13 protein-coding genes are annotated in these 22,796 nt (G+C 44.8%); all 13 read right to left on the reverse strand.

Annotation, left to right across the window (positions count from 1 at the left end):
- Positions 1-2: 2 nt before the first annotated feature.
- Positions 3-611: an MCP four helix bundle domain-containing protein gene (locus MusilaSJ_RS05300; RefSeq protein ID WP_274989013.1), complete on the reverse strand. Its 609-nt coding sequence runs from the start codon at positions 609-611 to the stop codon at positions 3-5.
- Between the two features lie 108 nt (positions 612-719).
- On the reverse strand, positions 720-1,742 hold the full coding sequence (locus MusilaSJ_RS05305; protein WP_274989014.1) for a LacI family DNA-binding transcriptional regulator: 1,023 nt from the start codon (positions 1,740-1,742) through the stop codon (positions 720-722).
- A 108-nt stretch (positions 1,743-1,850) separates the two neighbouring features.
- A complete protein-coding gene (fucP, locus tag MusilaSJ_RS05310) occupies positions 1,851-3,086 on the reverse strand; it encodes an L-fucose:H+ symporter permease (RefSeq protein WP_090527285.1) in 1,236 nt (411 codons plus the stop codon).
- Positions 3,087-3,154: 68 nt separating this feature from the next.
- On the reverse strand, positions 3,155-6,121 hold the full coding sequence (locus MusilaSJ_RS05315) for a discoidin domain-containing protein (protein ID WP_274989015.1): 2,967 nt from the start codon (positions 6,119-6,121) through the stop codon (positions 3,155-3,157).
- Positions 6,122-6,410: 289 nt separating this feature from the next.
- On the reverse strand, positions 6,411-8,687 hold the full coding sequence (locus tag MusilaSJ_RS05320; protein ID WP_274989016.1) for a GH92 family glycosyl hydrolase: 2,277 nt from the start codon (positions 8,685-8,687) through the stop codon (positions 6,411-6,413).
- A 140-nt stretch (positions 8,688-8,827) separates the two neighbouring features.
- Positions 8,828-10,018, reverse strand: coding sequence for a DUF5005 domain-containing protein (locus tag MusilaSJ_RS05325; RefSeq protein ID WP_274989017.1), 1,191 nt, complete (start codon positions 10,016-10,018; stop codon positions 8,828-8,830).
- A gap of 10 nt (positions 10,019-10,028) precedes the next feature.
- Positions 10,029-11,201 carry a prolipoprotein diacylglyceryl transferase gene (locus tag MusilaSJ_RS05330; RefSeq protein WP_274989018.1) on the reverse strand — a complete coding sequence of 391 codons (1,173 nt, stop codon included), beginning with the start codon at positions 11,199-11,201 and terminating at the stop codon, positions 10,029-10,031.
- A gap of 83 nt (positions 11,202-11,284) precedes the next feature.
- Complete coding sequence (locus MusilaSJ_RS05335; protein ID WP_274989019.1) at positions 11,285-14,377, reverse strand: SusC/RagA family TonB-linked outer membrane protein; 3,093 nt, start codon at positions 14,375-14,377, stop codon at positions 11,285-11,287.
- A gap of 41 nt (positions 14,378-14,418) precedes the next feature.
- Entirely contained in the window at positions 14,419-16,125 is a 1,707-nt protein-coding gene (locus tag MusilaSJ_RS05340; RefSeq protein WP_274989020.1) for a RagB/SusD family nutrient uptake outer membrane protein, read from the reverse strand.
- A 28-nt stretch (positions 16,126-16,153) separates the two neighbouring features.
- Positions 16,154-19,252 (reverse strand): SusC/RagA family TonB-linked outer membrane protein, encoded by a 3,099-nt coding sequence (locus MusilaSJ_RS05345; RefSeq protein WP_274989021.1) that lies wholly within the window; start codon positions 19,250-19,252, stop codon positions 16,154-16,156.
- A 96-nt stretch (positions 19,253-19,348) separates the two neighbouring features.
- Complete coding sequence (locus tag MusilaSJ_RS05350) at positions 19,349-20,353, reverse strand: DUF4961 domain-containing protein (RefSeq protein ID WP_274989022.1); 1,005 nt, start codon at positions 20,351-20,353, stop codon at positions 19,349-19,351.
- A gap of 24 nt (positions 20,354-20,377) precedes the next feature.
- Positions 20,378-20,821 carry a DUF5004 domain-containing protein gene (locus MusilaSJ_RS05355; RefSeq protein WP_274989023.1) on the reverse strand — a complete coding sequence of 148 codons (444 nt, stop codon included), beginning with the start codon at positions 20,819-20,821 and terminating at the stop codon, positions 20,378-20,380.
- A 25-nt stretch (positions 20,822-20,846) separates the two neighbouring features.
- Complete coding sequence (locus MusilaSJ_RS05360) at positions 20,847-22,598, reverse strand: RagB/SusD family nutrient uptake outer membrane protein (RefSeq protein ID WP_274989024.1); 1,752 nt, start codon at positions 22,596-22,598, stop codon at positions 20,847-20,849.
- Between the last annotated feature and the right edge of the window lie 198 nt (positions 22,599-22,796).

The raw sequence follows: 22,796 nt of genomic DNA on the forward strand, positions 1-22,796 counted from the left end.
CTTTAATTGAGCAAATGCCTTTCGTCCTGCCTTAAAATCATTTGTTCCCTGGCGCTTAGCAGCACCATAATAAATAATCCAAGTAAAATACAAACAACCACACCAAAATTGGCTGTAAGTATACTTGAACTTACATTTCTTTGTCCGCTTTGCAGCAGGCGGTTGCTCTCGCCAACCTGTATAGCTATCAGTTGATCAAGCGATTTAAGAGCCTGATTAAAAACATACTCTGCATTATTCAGGCCAGCTTGCTGCTGCTGCAGATGACGCAATTGCACACGAAAGGTCTTCCATTTTGCTGATTCTTCGCGTGTTAATTGAGTGGCCTCATATTTCTTTGCTAACGCTTCTATAGCTGCATAATTACCATTAATTTTTACCTGGACATCTGCACCAGAAACAGCTGCCAGTTTATTTTCATAAAGCCGAGTGCTTATTTCATGTACAAAAGTAGCCGGCAATAAGCGGTCCTTCATAATGGATGTCAACGTTTTATCCAATTCTTTAACATTGTCGCGACCATTCCAGTTGGCTAATAAAAGCATAGCAGTAAGCACAGCTAAGGCCAATACCATTCTTGCTTTATTTTTTATAATAAAAGCCCGTTTCATAACAGTAAATTTTTATTAAAGGTAAGATACAAACTGAATATTTACGAAATATCCATCTTTACAAATACTTCACTTTTACCTGCTAATATATGGCACTACTAAATTAAATCATCCTTTTAATCCGGATGATGAACCCCTGATCTGCAGATTAGTTTTAAGAATTATGGAATGAGAAGCAGTACTAACTCCCTTGGTATTAAGCTTTTTGAGTAGCACGGTGATCACATTATCCGCAATTTCTTCAACCGGCTGAGCTATGGCGGTTACTGGAGGAGAGTATAGCTTAAAAACGTCATAATCATCAAATGATATAACAGCCATATCCCGGGGCACTTTAATGCCCAGCGTGTTAAATACTTTTAACCCGCAGGTGCCTACATGGTTGGTGCCAAAAACTACCGCGTCGAGATCTTGATGCTTTTTAAAAAAGGCAGTCATCGGCTTAATGATCATTTCCTCGTCCTGGTTAAAAACAATCTCTTTAACCACGGGGGCAAAACGGCTTTCCTTCAGCGCATCCTTATAGCCCTGCATCCGGGCGAGCATTTGTGTTTGTGACGAAGCGAAAGTAACGAAGCCTATATTTTTGTAACCCTGTTGTATTAAGTGCCTGGTGGCATTATAGGTGCTGAAAAGATTATCAACCTCTACATAATCGGTATTTACCTTGGGTAAATGCCTGTCGAACATTACTACCGGCAAGCCATCCTTAAGCAGTTGTTCTACATCGTCTTCGATACCCTCGGGCGGAGCAATAATATAGCCATCCACATGCCTGTCACGAAACATGCTAATTAGTTCCCTGGTTTTTTGGGTATCGTTATCGGTACTGCAATAAATTATTTTGTAGCCGTTTTTATAAGCTCTATCCTCAATAAGCCGGGCTATGCTGGCAAAAAAGGGGTTTGAAATATCTTCAACCATTAAACCAATGGTATTTGATTTACCGGTACGCAGGCTTTTAGCCAGGGAATTAGGTTTATAACCCACTTCTTCCACGTATTTGGTAACACGCTCTACCAGGTCCTCACCTATCCGTTTTTCCTTGGCGCGCCCGTTCAGTATAAATGATACGGTGGTTTTAGAAACCTTTAATTCGTTGGCGATATCAACAATCGATAGTTTTTTCAATGGCTTACAATGGCTAAAATCAAATATAAAATATAATCGCTTAATAACTATGATTTATTAAGCGATTATTGGCCAAAATATAAAAATAAATCGATTAAGCTAATTTGATCATATTCCTTTTTTATTCAGTTTAGGATAACTGATCCCGAATAAAAATATCACCATATAACAAATGATAGGCAGGTAATATGCTGTAGCGACATTGTGATTAGCAATCAGGCCCATAACCGGCGGAAACAATCCCCCGCCTACAACTCCCATTACTATAAATGATGACGCGTTTTGCGTTTGTGAACCTAAATTTTTTAACCCCAGACTAAATATGGTTGGGAACATAATACTGAAAAAGAAGTTGATGAACAGCAGTGCCACAAATGAAACTACGCCAAAACCCTGCGCTACAATAACACACATCAGGATATTACCAAGGGCAAATACCGCCAGCAGTTTGTTTGGCGCTATGTAACGCATCAGGAAGGTGCCAATAAAACGGCCGGCCATCATCATCACCATGCTTAATGAAAAATAGTAGCTCGCGCGTTCGTCGGTTAAATGCATGATCTCGTGACCGTAGTTAATAAAAAAGGCCCAGGTGCCACCTTGTGCTGCCACATTAAACAGTTGCGCTATGGCTGCAAAAACAAAATGCTTTTTTTTGAACAGGCTTTCCGGAATATGCCCTTCACCGGCAACCGCATATGAATCTGTTGCTACAACATGCGGATCCTGCAATGACGGCACTTTTAAAAATGAAAATGCTACACCAACCAATGCTATCACTGCTCCTATCACAATATACAGGTGTTTGACAGATATCAGGTCGTTAGAATGCTCCTGCCCCCCTTTTAAAACAAAATAGCCGCCCAACAGCGGACCGATAACGCCGCCGACACCGTTAAAAGCCTGCGAAAAGTTAATGCGCTGGTCGCTGGTGCGCTGGTCGCCGAGAGAAGCAACAAATGGATGGGCAACGGTTTCGAGCGTAGCCAGGCCGCAAGCCAGGATAAACAAGGCAATCCGAAAGAAGTCAAACGATTTAGCATCAGCCGCCGGAACAAACAGGAATGCACCTGCAGCATACAGCCCCAGACCTAAAAGCACACCATTTTTATAACCGAACTTTTTCATGAACATACCTGCCGGGATGCCCATCACCGCGTAAGCGCCAAATAATGATAACTGTACATAAGCCGAACGCGATTTTGAAACGTGTAAAACATTTTGAAAATGCTTGTTTAATGTATCGCCAAGGGTCATTGCTATACCCCAGAGCATAAATAAGGAGGTTACAAAAATAAGTACGACAAGGAACTTGCGTTCGGTGAATTTGGGTTTGGTATCCATTGTGCAGGTTTGTTTGTTAATTGGACCGGTAAATTAGTTTAAAACTTCAAGGTACCAAAAGCTTATTATTATTTTTCCGTTATTACCGGATCATTATAAGGCTGTACCAATAGTTTCAGCTGATCCTTGCCCAGCAAGGCTGCGTCAAATTCAATCCTGATATCTTTTGATTCACCCTTCATTAGCGAAAAATAGTTATCATTCATTATTGCCGGCAGGATCTGTTCACCCGTGGTGGCTTTCGTTGCCTGTACACGAATGGCAAATGCAGCCGCCTTTGATGATGACGGGTTGCTGATCTTTGCATTCACATAATACTTGCCGTTAATTTGTTTTATGGTTGATGATACTTTAAGGTTAACCTTTGGCAGTTGGTTAAGGGCGGTAAAATCTGTGCGTTTATTGCCTCGCCAGTAAAAATTATCTGATACCAGTTTTCCGCTTTTATCAATCAATCTTAGTTTGATGAAATGAACATCCGTAAGACCGCTGCTTTTCGGCGCGCCGCCGTACACCTCAAAATCCCAAAGCGAGTAGCCCCAACCCGATCCACGCTGCAATCCATACATACGCACGTATCGGCCTTTTACTTCATCAAAGGTAACCTGTTGAACACCGACATGCCCATCGCCGCTTTCATAAACATCTTTCCAGCTTTTAGCATCGTCAGATACCTGGATCTTGAAAGCTTTACCGTATGCCTCCTCCCAGTTTAATTTCACGCCGTTTACTTCCTGCTCTTTACCCAAATCGACATAGATCCATTCGGCATCGCTGGAATTACTGGCCCACCTGCTTCCCGAATTGCCATCCGTTACAGAACCGGCCTCACCCATGGTGGTTGATGATGCAAATGCAGGTTTGTTTAGTGCCAAATTTTCGGGGTTATCAGCAAAAGCCATGGTAAAGCAATTCAGCGCTGTATTCGATGGCGCATCGATAGTTTTTGACAGGCTGTATTGTTTTACGATCTGTCCATCACTATTATAAACATCCGCGTAAGCAGTGAGGTTGTTTTCGTCGGTACGGGTGGTGTTGATCACTTTAATGACATTATTTACCGGGTTCCATTGAATATGTACCGGTTCGCAGGCTTTTTTAGCTCCCCAGTAGGCACCGTTGAGGTCATAATAGTAATCATAGGTTTGCCACACCAATGAAGGATAGGCCGACTGGCTCATCCAGGTCATAATGCCCGATGCATCTTCCCAGATATTATCTTCCCAACCTTCGTACATGGCTTTATTGGTTTCGATGTTCAGCAGCTGAGCTTTGCGGCAATAATCCTCGATACCCGAAGCCGCACCGTAACGGTTTTTAATACCATCGTCGTACCTGTCGGGCCCGGCATTGCCTGCGGACGGGCCAAAGAAATGCAGGTTCCACATCTCGTTCCGCGGCCACCATTTATCTTTAGGCATAAATTTTTTAAAGCTGTCAAAATTGGTAAATACCGCTGTACCTATCTCGCTGCGAAGCCCCCAGCCCTGGTTACCGCCAAAGCCATTAGGAAAACGGCTGAAATACCAGCGCGGATCAAAGTTAGTCCACGGACCGCTGCCTGTTAAATTCCCCGCATGCGAGTTGGGTTGATAATACCTGTCGTTACCGTCATAGGCGCTGATATCTTCACGAAGCCAGTTACTTAGCGGAGGTAAAGGCTCGCCCTCATTATCACCGCACCAAATGGCAATGGAAGGATGGTTCCTGAATCGTTTTATTTTTTCGATGGCGTTGGCATTGAAAGTATTTACGTCATTAGGCAGGTTAGGGATAGAGTTAAGCCAGAAATCATCCCAGATCATGATGCCGTATTTATCGCAGGCATCATAAAATTCTTCATCCGTGGTTGAGCCTATCCAGTTGCGGATGATGTTAAAATTCATCTCTTTGTGCAGGCGCACTTTAGTATCGTACTCGTCTCCCCGGCAACGTAACATATACTCGGCCATCCCCCAATTGCCGCCCTTTAAAAATACTTTGGTGCCATTTACATACAAATGCAATACATGGCCCGCGGTATCATAGCTGTACTTTTTGATGCCGAACCGGATCTGTTTGCTGTCAGATACTTCATCGCCCAGCTTCAGGCTTAAGTTACAGGTGTACAGGTTGGCATCGCCATAGCCATTGGGCCACCACAGTTTTGGGCCGTTGATCACCAACTGCGAAAAATGTTTTGGGTCGATTTTTACCTCGGCATTGCTGTTAGCGCCCACAAATACCTTTTGAGTAAACTGGATATTTCCCGGATTAATAACACCAGTTAAGGTTCCTGTTTGAAAAGTATCGGTGCTGTTTTTCACCCCAACCGAAACCGATACTTCAGCCCGGGCCGTGGTAGGCACATCCGTACGAATCCAGGGATCATTAATGGTAAGGCTACCTGTGTTGCTCAGGTAAACATCATCGGTAATGCCGCTGTTGAGGCCTGGTACATAAGGCATCCAATCCCAACTGGCGCTGGGGATATATGTTGGACTGGCATAATTTACCAACGGGTTCGGCGGGCAATAAACCAAAACAGCCAGCGTATTTGCCCCCATTGTATTTACGAGTTTCGTCACATCATACATGCCCCGCTGCATAAAACCGTCCAGGCCACCTATTTTCTTCCCGTTCAGGCAGATCCCGGCTTTGCGGTTAATACCTTTGAAATTAAGCCAGATTTTTTGTTTGGTGAAATTGGCGGGAGTATTAAACTCAGTACGGTACCAGAAATTGCGGTCGTACTTCTTTTTATCAACCTTATAAATATTATCGCCAAAATTGGGATCCTTTTCCAAACCGGCTGCTACGTATGATGAAAATACAGTACCGGGTACAATAGCCTTTACCCAATCAGTAGCAGCGTAACCGCTTTTATAGATATCGAGGCTGTCGGCTCCCAGGTCGGTCTGGGCTTTTACTTTCCAGGTAATCTGTTTATAGGTGTTGTTGAGGTAAAAGATTTCCTGTGCTGATGCCGGGTTGAGCAGCAGCATCACCGAAGTAAGTAATAGAATTGACTTTTTTATTTTGTAAATATTGATCATAAAATCGTTTTAGCAAATGTTCTAATAATTCTTAAAGTAAACCGTCATTGCGAGGAACGAAGCAATCCCAAACTGTACAGGGCGGACCTGCTAATCGGGATTGCCTCGTTCCTACCCATGACAACTTAAAACGGGTGTCATGCTGAGCCTGTCGAAGCATGGTGGGTAGGCCTCTGCGCGCGAGTCTTCGACAGGCTCAGACTGACAGGCCCTTTTTTGTCATTTCACCTTCAGAGGACTCCGGATTTAAACACTCGCAATGACGTTTTCCATATTCTTCTTAATTTTGTTATTGAGCTTTTGAAAGCGAGAACGGTCTGTCTTCAAGCGCTACGCCTCGGGTCACAGCTGGTTTGTCGCCCATTTCAAAATGCAGTACACCGCCGTTCATAATATCGGCCTGGGTGATCCAGTTATGGGTATAAGGTCGGCCATTAAGCGTCGCCGACTGGATATACACGTTCTCCTTGTTGTTATTGTTAGCTTCTATCACGAACTTTTTGCCATTTTCCAAGGCGATGGTCATCTTTTTAAATAGCGGACTGCCAATTACATACTGATCAGTACCGGGACATACACTGTAAAAACCGGCAGCGCTCAGTACAAACCAAGATGACATCTGGCCTTCATCCTCATCGCCGGGGTAACCGTTTTCGCCGGCGTTATACATCTTATCCATCACACTGCGCAAATGTTGCTGCGCCTTCCATGGCTGGCCGGCATAGTTGTACATATAAAGCAAGTGATGGATAGGCTCGTTGCCCTGCGCGTACTGCCCCATTTTAAATTCGGCCATCTCCGTCATTTCGTGAATCACCTGTCCGTACCCTCCTACTTTGATGGTTCCCGGCTCAGTAAATACCGAATCGATCTTAGCAGTAAAATTCTTCTCTCCGCCCATCAGGTTGATCAAACCCTGCGTATCCTGGAAAACAGACCAGGTCCAGTGCCAGGCATTACCTTCGGTATAGGGGCCACCCCAATCCATGGGGTCAAAAGGTTCAATCCAATTACCTTGCGAATCTTTCGCGCGCATGAAACGGGTTTTGGTATCAAACAGGTTTTTATAATTGTACATCTGCCGGGCAAAAACATCTTCATAAAATTTATTGCCGGTGAGTTTAGCCAGTTGATATCCGCAAAAATCATCGTATGCAAACTCCAGCGTCCAGGCAGTTGAACCAAGGGTTTGCGGTGTAAAAGGCACATAACCATTGGCATAATATTCTTTCCAGCCCGGGCGACCATTGGCACTCCCCCACGGGCCTTTATTGGTTGCTTCATGATAGTAAGCCTCCAGTGCCTTTTTGGGGTCGAAGGTGCGGATCCCTTTTACCCATGCATCGGTTAATAGAGAGATGGCATGATTACCCAGCATTCCTCCCGTTTCACCCGGGAACGACCAGGCCGGCAACCAGCCGCATTGTTGTTGTGCATCAAGCAGCGCATTTACAAGCTGGCCTTCCATCTTGGGGTGCAACACCGTATTGAGCGGAAATTGGGCACGGAAAGTATCCCAAAAACCATTATCGGTATACATATAACCATCATGTACCTTGCCATCGTAAGGGCTATAATAGTATGGCTTTCCATCTTTATTATATTCAAAAAACTGGTGAGAGAATAGATTGGCGTGATACATGCAGGAATAAAAAGTTGCCTTCTGATCTTCAGTAGCCCCCTCAATGGCTATACGGCCAAGTAACTGGTTCCATACTTTATCAGCAGCTTTCCGGGTATCATCAAATGATTTGTATTTACCCAGTTCAGTTGTCAAAGTAAGTTCGGCTTGCTCCGGGCTGATATAGGACGAAGCTACTTTGGCTTGTACCGTTTCGCCATCTTTAAATTTGATATAGGCCCCGATACCTTCGCCCTCTGCCGATCCGTTCTTTTCCGAAAAGGTATTCTTTTTATTTTCCCATGTGCCGTAATCGGTAAAGGGTTTATCAAAAATAATGACAAAGTAGTTCCGGAAATCTTTAGGGGCCCAGCGGCAGTTGTTTACGTAGCCTGTTATCTTTCGCTCGGCCGGGATAATTTTTACCCCGCTCATTTTAGTGTAGCCATCTAAAACAAGATAAGAGGCTTTACCCTTCGGGAACGAAAACCTCAGGTGCGCTCCCCGTTCGGTCGGCGACATTTCGGTTGTAATATTATTATCAAGTTTTACCTTATAGTAACCTGGTTGCGCTATCTCGTTATCGTGGCTAAATGATGCCGCCCGTCCGTCTTCATTAACAACAAGTTTCCCGGCAACCGGCATGAGCGAAAACACCGCATAATCGTTAACCCACGAACTGCACTGGTGCGATTGCTGAAAACCGTGGATAGTATGCTCAAAATACTGGTATTTCCATCCATCGCCGTTTTTGCCGGTTTGCGCCGTCCAGGTGTTCATGCCGAAAGGCAGCGAAGTAGCCGGATAGGTGTTACCGTACGAAAACTCATATTTGGTATTAGTACCCTGCCGGGTATTCACATACTTAACAAGATTAGCCTCCTGCGCAAACAGGTTTCCGGCATACATAAGCGCAACTGCGCAAATAAGCGAACGTATTTTCATTGGGTTATAATGGTATCAGAGGCAGATTGTAGAATAATTAGCCTCCGAACAAAATTAAAAATTAAATCGATTTAGCAAGGTAATATTTTTATGTTCTTTAAACAGAAAAGCTTCGTCGAAAAAGTTCTTTAGAACATTGCTTATTCAAACTTTACCCTGATAAACCTTGGGCGGTAGAGGTTTGGATATTTTTTCAGATCGTTTAAAAAATCAACGGAGTTAATGTTGTAGCTGATCAGCAGTTCACCGGGCTTTGATAAGCTTGGATGCGCCTTGGCATTATAAACTACAAACGTTTTGGCGATAAGATCAGGCTTGCAATCCCATAATTTAACGATCGGGCCAAACGGGCCTACCGGGCTTGCACCTATCCGCATCCCTACCGATGTGGTCATCCCCCTTACCTGGAATATCAGCGCGTAACGACCATCCGGCAGCGGACTAAAACTTAACTCATTTGATACGCTGCTTGTTACATTGGCAACCTGTTCCATATCGGCAACCCAGGCTTTACCATTATAGAAAGTCCACTTGCTGTAATCTTCAAAATCCCCCGGCAGTACACGGGCAACCATCAGGTGCTTGGCCATGCCACGTACCCCATAAACGTAAATATAACCATCGGGCTTTGGCGCACCGGCTTCTTTAGTATTTACATAAATGCCGGCGCCAAACGAACCGCTTTCCCCTTTCTGATCTACCAGGTAAAAGGGTGTATCCATTTGTTTCATGTCCTTATAAGGAGGTTTGCTGTTTGCCGGGATCTTGATGAGCGTGTTGCCAACTTCCCTGAAACCAAATGCTTCGTTGCTTACGTTATGTACCCTGTAACCAAAAATATAGATATTGTTATTCAATGCCTGGTTTACAAAGCCATCGCCAAGCCAGTAGTAATCTGTAGCTCCTGTTTTAGGTGTATGGGGGATAAAAATAGACTCCGGTTTTCCTTTGGCGTTTTTATCCCAGTAAAACTTCATCTGTTTATCCAAAGGCTCATTGCCTTTTAGTTCAGCTACGGCATTGTGGATCATGATGGCCCCCGGAGCCATAGTGTTATCACGCACCGCTCCTATCATGCTATCGCTGAAAATAAAAAGCACTTTATCGTTATGTTTTGCCTGGCCGGTCTCCTTCCCATTCAAAGGAATAGTATAAATACCATCGCCCCCAAACCAGCCTGAATCACGCTTTAACAGGGCCGACCATTCCGGTGCGGCCTCTACCTTAAATTTAATATCGGTAAGATTAACGGTATCAGCTTTTTGCGCAAAGGCTCTATTGGTTAAAACCAGGCTCAAACAAGCTAAACAAACAAGGGTAATTTTCTTCATTAAATAATATTTATACAGGTAAATGTTTATGATGATGGCTTTTGTGTTTAGCAAACAGCACAATAAAGCCTGTTAACCCTCCCATCAGCATTAAAAAGCCAATGAAGCCGGCCTGGGTAAATGGTAAACCTAAAAAATGATAAACCGGGTTTATCCGGATCTGCTCTATCAAAAAACGTTCGGTACCGTTGAGCACAAGGTAAAGGAAAAACATAAAACCGGGTGTAACTATCCGTTTACGAAAAACCCACATCAGCCAAAACATACCAATGCAAAGTGCAGCCTCATAAAACGGCGTGGGGTATACCGGGTTAGCCAGTTGATTGCAATAGTTACCCAGGCAACCGGGCAGCAGTGTACCGGCATTGATAGCATTATGCGGATAATTGAACGCCCACATCCAATCGGGCAGCCAGCTTAAAAAACCGGGTTGTAGATGTGCGTTAACCTTACCCCAATCACCGTCGCCCGCCAGCTGGCAACCAATACGACCAATGCCATACGCCAGCATCATGCCCGGCGAACCGATATCGGCAAGGTGGACCAGCTTCATGTTATGCCGGTGGCCGATATAAAGATATGTCAGCGCGCCAAAGATCAAGCCTCCATAATAAGCAAACCCATTGGCAGAAAATATAGTACCCAGCGGATCATATCTCAACCTGCCAAAATGCTCAACGATATCAAAAAGCTTGGCGCCTATGAAACCAAAAAATCCAACACTAAAAACAATCAGCCCCATTAATTGATAAGGGTGTACAGTATATTCGGTTGTTTGCGGTTTAGGCAATGCAAATTTCTTTCGATCGCGGTAAATCCAAAAGGCAAATGCACCGCCAATAAGTACGCCTGCTGTTAAATTTCCCTGCAATGAAAGAATATATGCCCGCGGGTTTGCAGCAAAAACCTGGTAATTAAAAACGGCTCCAAAAAGTTTAAAGCCAAATAAAAAACCGGGTAAAAAATTAATGATCATTTCAGTTGCCGAAGCGGGTTTTCCGATGATTACCTTCCGCTTAAATGCACTGATCTTTCCAATGGCTTCATATCTTTTAAATTCTGACGTAAACACTATGTAGGCAAATAGAAAGGCGAGTGCAATAAAAAAACCAAGCGTTTGGATAGGAAATCCAATCCGAATATGGAAGAGATAATATATCAGATCGCCGATGGTTGGAAACATATCCTAATTTAAAATTTATCTGCCAAATCAAAAAAGGAAGCCGGCACCGCACCGCCGGCTCCTTATGGTTTATCTATTGGTTTTTAAAAACCTGCCTGGATGCCCAGGTTAATCACCCGCTGGTTAATGTACGCATCGCCCGCGGTATTGGTAGCAATTTCGGGGTCCTGCTGATATTTTTTGTAGTTATCAAACGTGAGCAGGTTATATGCGCTCATATAAATGCGGGCGTTGTTAATCTTAAATGGTAACAGCTTAGTTGGCAATTGATAACCGATATCAACCGTTTTTAACCGCACGTAATGCGCGTTTAATAACCAGTAATCAGAAAAATAAGCCGCAGGGCTGTTTACCGAAGTTGGATTGGTAGTTAACCTTGGGAAGGCGGCATTAACCGGGTTTTCGGGCGTCCAGCGTTCCTGGTGTATGGGCTGAAACTGGCTTTGAAATGGTTCGATACCTGTACCAATCACCGCGAAACTGTAGTTAAACGATCCCTGCAAAAGCACACTTACACTAAAACCTTTGTAAACTGCCTGCAATGAAAGACCGAGTATGGTATTTGGCAGGTTTGGATTGCCTATCGGCCTTTTGTCAAACACATTAATAACGCCGTCACCGTTCAGGTCCTGGTATTTCAAATCACCGGGCTGCAGTGGAATACCATTATCTGGCACGGGTACCGATTTGCCTCCCGAATTGATGGCGGCAATATCGGCAGCGGTATAGTATCCCAAAAAGTGATAACCATATTGCTGTCCAATTGAATGACCGGTTTGCGCCAGCCATGGATATGCCGGGGTAGCCTCATCTTCATATAGAATCTTGTTTTTAGCGTACGAGAACACGAAACCAACGTTGTACTGTACTTTGCCAAGCGTGCTATGATAGCTGATCTGCCCATCCAGGCCCTGGTTACGGGTTTTACCGATGTTTACGGCAGGCAAACCAACACCCAAAATCTCCGGTATACTTCCGGGTGTAATCAGCTGATTGTAACGGATATCGTGGAAATAATCGGCCGTGATGGATATTTTATCATTAAACAAGTTGGCATCCAGGCCTATGTCGATCTTTTTGGCACGTTCCCAAACTACGTTCGGATTGCCCAATGAGCCTTCATATATAGTATTGTAGTTTTGTGCTGTTTCGCCAAAATTGTACCCACCGCCCTGGTTGTAAACCTGGTTATATACATAACGGTTACCCGGCGCTGCATCCGAACCAACCAAACCATAACTGCCCCTTATTTTCAAAAGACTGAACATAGGGAGGGCCTTTTCAAAGAACGACTCTTTGGCGATGTTATAACCAAAGCTCACAGCCGGAAAAATCCCAAAGCGATGATTGGCTGCAAAGCGATCGGTACCGTTATAGGCTACGTTAAAGTCGAACAGAAATTTCTGTTTAAAGTCATATCCCACCTTGCCCGATATACCGCGGAACTTTTGCGGCACACCAACCTGCGCGCCATCAAGCAGCGGATAGGTGAAATACGTTTGCGAAGTTTGATTGAACAACAACAATCCCGAAAAATGGTGCGAACCACGAAATGTCCTGTCGTAATTGGCATAAAGCTGCAGGTTGTAGTTATTGGTATTGATATCGGTGCTGCCCGTTAAAGCATAAGTTTGATACACATAAGTAGCACCCGGCCTTAATGAATATTGATTAGTAGCCGGATCGTAATGATAGGCAGGGATACCACCGTTAAAAATTTGCTTGGTAAATTGTTCAATGCTTGAATAAGCAACCCTGCCCGTTACCGAAAGGCCATTGGTTAAAGCATCGAGCCTTTGGGTAGCACCAAAAAGCACGTTAAAATCGGTACGACGGGAATGCTGATAGCCGCCCGTTGCCAGCCTGGCGTTAAGGGTTGGCAGGTGATCGGGATTAAACGATGAATAGGCGTATGAATAACTTCCGTTAGGGTTAAGATACGGCGCTGTAAAAGGCGTTTCCTTGGTAAAATTATATACCTCGCTCACGGCGTTTTGGTTATAAGGCTGGTTCAGGTCGGAGAAGCGGGTGGTGATGTCCAGCCTCAGGTCCAGCGTTTTATTGGCTTTCAGATCGAGGTTTGAACGAAAGTTATAGCGTTTAAAATAGTAATTGGTATTCACCAAACTTTGCGGATCGGCAAAATCACGTACCAGGCCATTTTGGTTTAGCGCGCCACCCGAGATGAAATATTTTACCCCGGTTGTACCACCCGAAATATCCAGGTTGGCGTTGGTTTGATAAGTGTATCTCTTAAAGATCTTGTTATACCAATCAACATTGGGGTGACCGTATGGATCGGATCCATTTTTAAACAGGTCAAGGTCCTGCTGGGTAAAGCTAAGCGGGATGCCGTCATTATGCTGCGCCTCATTAATCAATACCGCCGTATTGTATGAATCTAAAAACCGCGGCGTTTTAGTAGGCTGCTGGATGCCGCCTTCCACACGCAGGTTCACTTTAGGGGTGCCGGCCTTGCCGCGGCGGGTGGTTACCACCAATACACCGTTAGCGCCTTTGATACCGTAGATAGCTGTAGTTGACGCGTCTTTCAGAATCGAGATGCTCTCTATCTCATTAACATTGATCTGCTGCAGCTGGTCATAGCTGTACTCGATGTCATCTACAATAATGAGCGGCTGGTTACCCGATGGGTTTAGCGAGCTTACCCCGCGGATATAAAAATCTGAAGCATCCTTACCCGGCTGGCCCGAACCCTGCTGCGAAAAAAAGCCCGGCAATTTACCGGTTAAAGCATTTTGCACGTTGGCCGTTGGCACGGTACGGATCTCGCTGGCTGAAATGGAACTTACCGCACCGGTATTGGTGATCCTTTTTTTGGTTCCGTAAGCTACTACGGCTACTTCATCCAAACCGTTGGTATTGGTTTGCAGTATGATATCCATTCTGCCCGATTCAGATACGCGGAGCTCACGCGGGATATAACCGATAAAACGCACAATGATGGTATTTGACTGCCCTTTAAGAACAAGTCTGAACTTACCACCCTGATCTGTAATAGCACCGTTATTAGGAACACCTTTTTCAATTACCGATACGCCTGGCAATACCCCGGTAATATCGCGTACAGTACCTGTTACAGTCCTGCTTTGCGCAAATGACACCGCCGGGAGCAGGATCATTAATATCTGGAAGAGAAGTATTATTTTTCTCATAAAGCTTAATTTTTTTGGTTTAACTGGCTGAAGTTTTGAGATTACCATCCTGGATTTTGTTTCATATTCGGGTTCTTCAAAACCTCGTCATAAGGTATCGGGTACAGGTACATCTTAGGCGCTTCGAATTTGGTAGTGAGCGCATTCACCACGTTATAGGTAAGGCTGGAGCCTATCTTCACAATGCTGATCCCTTTTTGCGGCTGGTTCATAACCGTTTCAGCAATTTTCCAGCGGCGGATATCCCAGTAGCGGTTCTCTTCAAAAGCCATTTCCAGGCGCCGCTCATTTTGGATGATGGCGCGCATCTCCGCTTTGTTCATACCGGCTTTAAGTCCGTAGTTACCGGTGCCCGCATCTATCCCTGCCCTTTTCCTGATGCTGATAACAGCATTATAAACCTCGGGAGTTGCACCTGCCGATTCATTGAGTGCTTCGGCATAGCCTAAAACCACATCAGCATAGCGCAGGATCTGCCAGTCTATGACATGAGCAGCGTAGGCATTGGTGTTTTCAAAATTGCCCATGAACTTGCGCATGTAATAGCCTGTTTTGGTTTGCTGTAATGAGCCGTTGGGTTTGCTGGCCCCGCCTTCGTACAATTGCAGATCTGAGTTAAGCCATCTTGCACCGTTATAGAGCACGGTATAGGTTAAGCGCGGATCTCGGTTCTGGTAAGGGTTGTCCGGGTTATAACCTGATGCCGGATCAGTAATAGCCAAACCGCTTTTCATGGGGAAGGCATCAACCAATTGCTGTGTAGGACTGGTTTGCCCCTTACCTACCGCCCCGGTAAAGCCCACCGGACCGTTAGTGGTCTCTATCGAAGATGAATTATCAGTTTGGCGGATAAATATATTTTCAGAGCTGTTTTGAGTCAGAAATACATCTTTAAAGCTGGGCAATAACGAATAAACATTCAGGTCCATTACCGCTTTTTCGGCAGCAGCAGCCTGTGCCCACCTGTCGGCGCTAAAATCGGTGTAACCGGTTAGTGGATTTGAGGCATCAATATTCTGCCCGTTAAATAATGGGCTTGCCGCATACAGCAGTACTTTGGCCTTTAAAGCCATGGCAGCGCCTTTGGTAGGGCGGTGATAATCAGCATTAGGGTTGCTTAGCGGCGCGCTCATCAGGGTATCCTTAATGGCATCGCATTCGCTTACAATATACTTGATACAATCGGCAAAGGAATTACGGGGCAAGGCTACATTATCCGTTATAGTAAACACCTTGTTGCCCAATAATGGCACGCCACCGTAACGTTTAACCAGTTCAAAGTAATACAGTGCCCTTAAAAAACGGGCCTCGCTTTTCCATACATATTTCATGGAATAACCATGGTATTGTGCAAGTACCGGCACTACATCAATATTATTCACAAACTCATTTGCCTTGCGGATGCCTGCGTAATAATAAGCCCAAAGGTTTTCGCCGGCGGGGATAGTATATGAATTATAAGATGCTGTTGAAAGTATGGTTACTACATTTGATGATACCGAAGCCGATGACATGGCATCATCACTGGCCGCGTCAAGGTAGTCGTTCCCTACCCTGTTGTGCCCGTTTTGGAGCGCTGCATAAATCCCATACAGGAACATTTGGGCATTGGTGCCTAAGGAGTCCTTTTTGTCAAACACGTAATTGATAGTAACCTTATCAACCGGGAACTGCTCATATTTTTTACAGCCGGCCATTATGGTTAAGATGCTGGTGGCCGCTAAAATTATTTTGTTGAAACTCTTCATGATCGTAATATTTTTATGATGGCCAAAATCAAAGCTTAATGTTAACGCCGGCATTTATTACCCTTTGAATTGGGTAAGCAGTACCGTATACCTCCGGATCAAAATCTTTGTAGCCATACAGTGTATACAGGTTTTCGCCGTTCACAAACACTCGCAAGCCCGATAGCCTGAGCTTATGCGCCCACTCATAAGGCAGATTATAACCTACTTCGGCATTTTTTAGCCTTACATAATTGCCTTTGCGCAGGTACAAGGTTGAGTTGGCGGTATTATTGGCGTTACCTATTGATAACCTTGGCGCAGTAGCCGTAGCGGCGGTTTCGGGTGTCCACCGGCCTAAAATGGTTTCGTACGCCTGCCCGCTGTAGGTAAGCCCGAGGAACCCCACACCTGCAAAGCCGTTCACCTGCGAGTTATTGAACATCAGCTCACGGTTCGCTACGCCCTGCAACAGGAAACTCAGGCTAAAACCTTTATAATTGAAGCCCGCCGAAAAGCCATAATAAACCAGCGGCCGGTTACCGCCTATAGCCGAAACATCAAACTGATTGATAATATGATCGCCGTTAAGGTCTTTGTATTTTACATCTCCCGCCTGTGCGGTGTAGCCGGTAGTTGTTGCACTGGTGGCAGCATCCTGGGCATCCTTGAAATAACCGATAGCCGTGTAACCATAAATAGCATTGGTTGAGCGGCCGGTGTGCCTGAGCCATGGGTAAGGATATGGCTCTTCGTCGCTAAAAATGATTTTAGACGATTGAATAGAGGCATTACCCGAAATAAAGTAATTGAAATTTTGGATGTGGTTTTGATAAGTTAAAGTAAGTTCGCCGCCCTTATAAAGGTTGATGCCCAAATTTTCATACGGGTAAGCAGTACCCAGCAAGGCTATGCTGTTTCCTCGTACCTGTAACAGATCATAATACCTGTCGCGATAATAATCGGCAGCAATATTGAAATGATTATTAAACAGGGAGATATCGGCCCCTATATCCAGCTTGCGGGCTTTTTCCCAACGGATGTACGGGTTGGCCAATGTGTTTTCAAAATAACCCTGTACCGGGCTTTTGCTGGTACCTGTGCTGTATGAATAGCCCTGCGAAGGGCCGTAGGTTTGCAAAAAATTATAGTAACCGTAATTATCTACGTTGTTGTTTCCGGTTTTACCATAGGCGGCGCGCCACTTCCATGAGTTTATCCAGCTGAAATTATCTTTAATAAAATCCTCTTTACCCATTTGCCAGCCAATACCGCCGGCGTAAAACAAGCCATATTGATTGCCCGGAGGATAACGGTTATAACCGCTGCTGTTGGCGGCCGCTTCAATAAAATATTTACCGTCATAATTATAACCTGCTTTTAATGCACGGTTTGTTGTTACCTGCGAAAGGTCATAGTTTAATACAACTGAGCGTACATCATATAGTGCCATACCGGTTATATTGCTTTTACCAAAAGTCCTGTCGTAATTAACCGATGCCTGGGCAAATGAGTAGCGGGCGCTTGAAACCGTACTGAACGAATTGTTTTGCGCAACTGATGAGCCCACTGCCGAATAAGAACTGTCGGCGTTAAAAGAATAGGCATTATTTTGCAATGAGCGATTTAAAAAACTTTGCGATGAAAAAGCAAGGTTGCCTTTTGCCTTTGCCGACAAGCCTGGTGTTATGCTGCTGAGGTTATAATTCAGATCGAGGTTGGCCAGTACATCATTGCTGCTGGTGCGCTGATAGCCTGAAAACTCGGTTTGCGACAGCAGGTTATTTGTATATGTTGTTGTACCGCCAAATGTGTTATTTGGATTATAAAGCGGATATGCATTGTTTGGCGTGCTGTAAAGTGCGCCCAATATGTTTCCATACCCTGCTCCTGGCTGTGTGCTTTGCTGGATACGGCCGAATAACTGCAGATCGACAGTGAATTTTTTGGTTACGTTAACTGCAAGATCGGAGTTAATGATATAGCGGTTAAGATCATTATTGGTGTTATAGGGTACAGCTGATGCGGTGCGGAACATCCCGGCCTGGTCAAGGTAGTTTAATGACACGCTGTACCGCGCTACCTGGGTACCGCCGTTAACATTAAGCTTGTAGCTGGTCATAGGCGAATTATCGCGCAATATGGTTTTAAACCAGTTAACATCCGGATGTCGTAAAGGGTCGGTGTGGTTGCGGTAGGCGTTAAAATCGGCACTGCTGTAAAGGGCCGGCTTACCATCGTTTTGTAACGCTTCATTATATAAATACGCATATTGATAAGCAGGCAGCGGGTTTGGCAAGCCTAAAGGCTGTTGGGTGCCTGTTTGTGCAGTGAATGAAATATGCGGTGTGCCCACCTGACCGCGTTTAGTAGTAATAAGTAAAGTACCGCGCGAACTGTTGATGCCCAGCATCATATTTGAAAGCGCATCCTTTAATACCGAAACCGATTCGATACTTTCCGGATCAAGCGACGCTATCTCACGCTGAACACCATCGATAATCGTTATTGGCCCCTGCCCTCTTAATGAAAGGCCGAACTCGGTATTGTCATTGGCCGAATAATTATTGTGCTGCACTACCGCCCCGATAAAGTCATTGACAGTCTGCACACCGGTTTGAGGTGCGGCGAAACCGCTATACTGCTGGGTATATAAACCGGGGAGTTGCCCGGGCAAAGCATAGGTATACAAAGTTGCTGGTGTGCTGGTAAGCTGATTGGTATAGATAGTTGATATGGCGCCCACATTTTTTGATGTGCTTATGGTATCATAAAGCACATTAATGGTTTTAGGTGCCTGAATATAGGTATCTATGAGCCTCACCGTTAATTTAGCAGTGTTTTTAACGGTAACCTGACGGGCATTATAATTGGCGGCGGTAAATACCAGGGCATCTCCCTTTATGGCATTGATAGCAAACATGCCGTCTTTACCGGTGGTCATGGTACTATTTTTTCCTTTATTGATTACTTTAACACCCCGCAGTGGGTTACCATACTCATCAAGTACAATACCACTTACCTGACCGGGCCGTGCAGGCGCCACGGCAGTTGTATCCTGCTGCATGGCTGCATAGCTGGTTTTAACCAGTAGCAGCATCAACAGCGTGATACCTGTTAAACATTTATTTATGTAGCAATAAGCCATATTTTTCAGGTTTAAAATTGTTGGCAAAAGGTTTAAATATCGTTTTAGCAAAAGCAATATTGTTTAGTGCATTTGCTTGTTATTTACATTTTCAGATCAACCGCATTTAAATGTATAGGTGAACGGGGCATCAGTATTACCATAGCCTACCTTTACCTTGCCCGTTTTATCTGTAAGGAAGTACTCCATTCTTGTGATGGTTTGCGTATCCCCTGCATTAAAGAATGATCTCGGCCAAAACGTAAGCTGGTACTTTTTACTGGTGGCAGTAGTTTGTTTCAATAATGTTTTAGAGGTTTGCTCACAAACTTTTATGGTTTTGCCATCGCTGGTGTAGGCCGTTGCGCACAGGTAAACTTCACTTGCGCCGCTCAACTGTGTATCGGTAACTGTACCATCAAAAGTCAGGGTTACAAAATCGTTATCCAATGATTTTGGCGGATCGATAGTGGTAAGCTGCGGGTTACAAAAGTCAACCAGGTCACCGCTGCCGCCGGTTACTTCAAAACAGGTATTACCAAGCAGCACGCTATAATAAGTACCGTTGCCGTCGCTGGTAAAACCGTTACCGCTGTCGGTTATGGTATAGCCCAGTTTAACCAACATGTTATTATTATCGGCGCCTACTTTTGTTTTGATATTCAGATCGACAATAAACTCTACCCCACCGGTATGGCTGTAGGCTTTATCAGTTTGGTAAGCCACCCATTCCATATCATCAATAAGGTTACCACCGTTCCCGAAAGTTTTTTTCATGTATGCCGACCAGGTAAGGCCGTCGCCCTTTTTAGGTAAGGTACCGTCGGGTATCAGGGACATGGTTCCGTTACCTTGTTTACTGGTGTAAGTTATAGTGGTATTCTGCGCTGCCTTCCAGCCTTTAGGAACCAGAAAACCAAAAATGAGGTAATCGGGGCCTCCATCTCCCACGGTAGGGATATCACAGTGTACCGTTATCGGCACAACTGAACCTACGGTAGCTGTGGCCGGCTGATCAACACTGGTAATTTGTTCGCCGCAGCAGGCTAAAGCAATACCCAGCACCACCAAAGCACACAGCTTCCATAAATTTTTACCTTTTATATGTAAATATGATCTCATAATTTATCGGTTGCTTTTAGTTTATCAATTGGCTTTTTCAAGCACGTACACATAAGTATTATTGGTACAGCCCGGACTGAAGGTTATGCTAAGCTGCCTTTTGCCGTTTACGATAGGATAAGTAAAAGCTGTTGAAACCGGCTTATCGCCCGTGGCAGTAAAGGTGATCTTAAACGGATACTGCGGATCATCAAGTGCAAAAGCACCATCCTTGCTTACCAGGAAAGGCAATTTGTTCACCAGGGTATACCCTTTATCGGTAAAGCTGATCCTGAACTGGCTAAAATCAATAATGGAGGTTAAATCGGTGCCATTACGGGTAGCTTTGATCACCCGCCAGTTGCCGGCGATATCTTTGGGAGCCTCGCTTCCGGGTACTATCTTTTCGGTTTTACATGATGATACTGCCATAATGAAGACAGTTATCAGCAGCATGTAAAACCATTTTGCTTTGTAATTATATTTCATATCAATACTATTATGCTGTCGGTGATTAATAGCCCGGGTTCTGGATCAGTTCGGGCGATTTGGCTACCTCGCTTTGAGGAAAAGGCCACAGGTACATCGCTTTACGAAAATTGCGTTTGCGCACATCAAATTGTTTGTAGGCCACCGCAGCGCCATCGCGGTCAACCTCCATGCCTTTGGTAGTAATGTTGTCTGTTTGATCAGCAATTTTCCAGCGGCGCACATCCCAAAAGCGGTGCTCCTCAAAAGCCAGCTCAATACGGCGTTCATTTTGAATGGCTGTACGCATATCAGCCTGGCTCAAACCCGCGGGCAACTGGTATGGGTTTAAGCCCGCCCTTTGACGGATAGCCTCAACTGCCGAATAAACTAATGCGGTTGGCCCTTCATATTCATTGGCAGCTTCGGCATAGTTCAGCAGGATTTCGGCATAGCGCATCAATGGCAGGCAACGATCTGTCCGGTGCATAAAATCATTGGCTACGGCAGCCGGGTCAAGCATTTTATTGGTATAGTATCCGGTGGTAGTGCCAACATGTACGGCATCCGGCCCTGTTGTATTTCCGTTGTATTTACCAACAAAAATATTTATAGGCGAGGTACCCGACGAAAGCCTGATTTGCAGAGGCGTTTGGTCATGGATGATGCTATAATCCAAACGCGGATCGCGGTTAGCATATGGATTATTGGGATTATAGTTTGACGTAGGGTCTGTTATACTTTTACCATTACTCATCGGGAAAGCATCAACCAATCCCTGCAAGGGGAAAGCACCGTTTTTACCTGTACGGGTTGGCGGCTGCCATAAGTTTTCTAAATCCACGTTGCCGGTCGGGCGCATCAACTGGAAAATATATTCGGTATTTACACGCTTGGTAAACAGCTTTTGAAAGCCAAAACCCGGGGCGGTGGCATTGTCAACGTTGAGGCTATACACCCCTGTTGAGATAACGGCGGCCGCAGCTTGTTCGGCAAGTCTCCAGCGCTCTTTATCGTAAGCCGGGTACCCCACCAATTCAAGCGTTTTACCCTCACCAATAGATTGCCCGTTGAACAAAGGGCTTGCGGCATAAAGCAGCACCCTTGATTTTAAAGCAAGGCAGGCCCCTTTTGATGCACGGCCATAGTTTACCCCCGATTGCACAGTCGGCAGGTCCTGCGCTGCCGCGTCACACTCGGCAAGGATATAATTCACACAATCGGCATAGGTATTGCGGGCAGCCGGGATCTTATCCGTATACGTGTAAACACTGTCGCCAAGTAAATGCACGCCGCCGTAATGTTTCAGTAATATCGCATAATACCAGGCCCGTAAAAACCGCGCCTCGGCTTTCATTTGTGTTTTGACGAAATTATTGATTGGTGCCTTAGGCAAATTTTTAAGCAACTGGTTTACCGAGCGGATATTGGTATAGCAGGTTTTATACGCATCATCGGTAACCACGGCGGCATTGATGGTGCCCGTTTCAAATGCCAGCGCGGTTGATCCGGCAGATGCTGATACTTCCGCTTCGTCGGATACAGCATCGATACCGCCGTTAGGTGTAGGCGAAAGTATTGGCCCGTAGGTAAACCTTCCTGCCGCCGCACTAAAACCAACATTGCTGTAAATGCCGGCTAAAAACGATACGGTATTGGCACTATCGGTAAACACTGTCTCCCCGGTTAGGTTTGATGTTTGTGTTTGCCCCAGGAAGCCCTCCTTTTTACACGAAGTAAAAACAAGGAAGCCCCCGAAAACCGAATAAGCAAGAACCTTGAAGTAAAGTTTTTTCATACTATAGGGTTAGTTAACATTATGCTTCCACAGAAAAAACATAAAATCGTTTTAGCAATTTCACATTTTAACCCGCGGAGCAAACGTTTTAAAAGCTGTTTGTTAATTGGTTTATAATTCAGATGTTGAAATCTGATACTAATATAGTTTATAAAAACGATTTAGCAAATTTTTCGAGTTATTTTTTTATAATTTTTA

It is taken from the genome of Mucilaginibacter sp. SJ, assembly GCF_028993635.1.
Taxonomy (GTDB): domain Bacteria; phylum Bacteroidota; class Bacteroidia; order Sphingobacteriales; family Sphingobacteriaceae; genus Mucilaginibacter.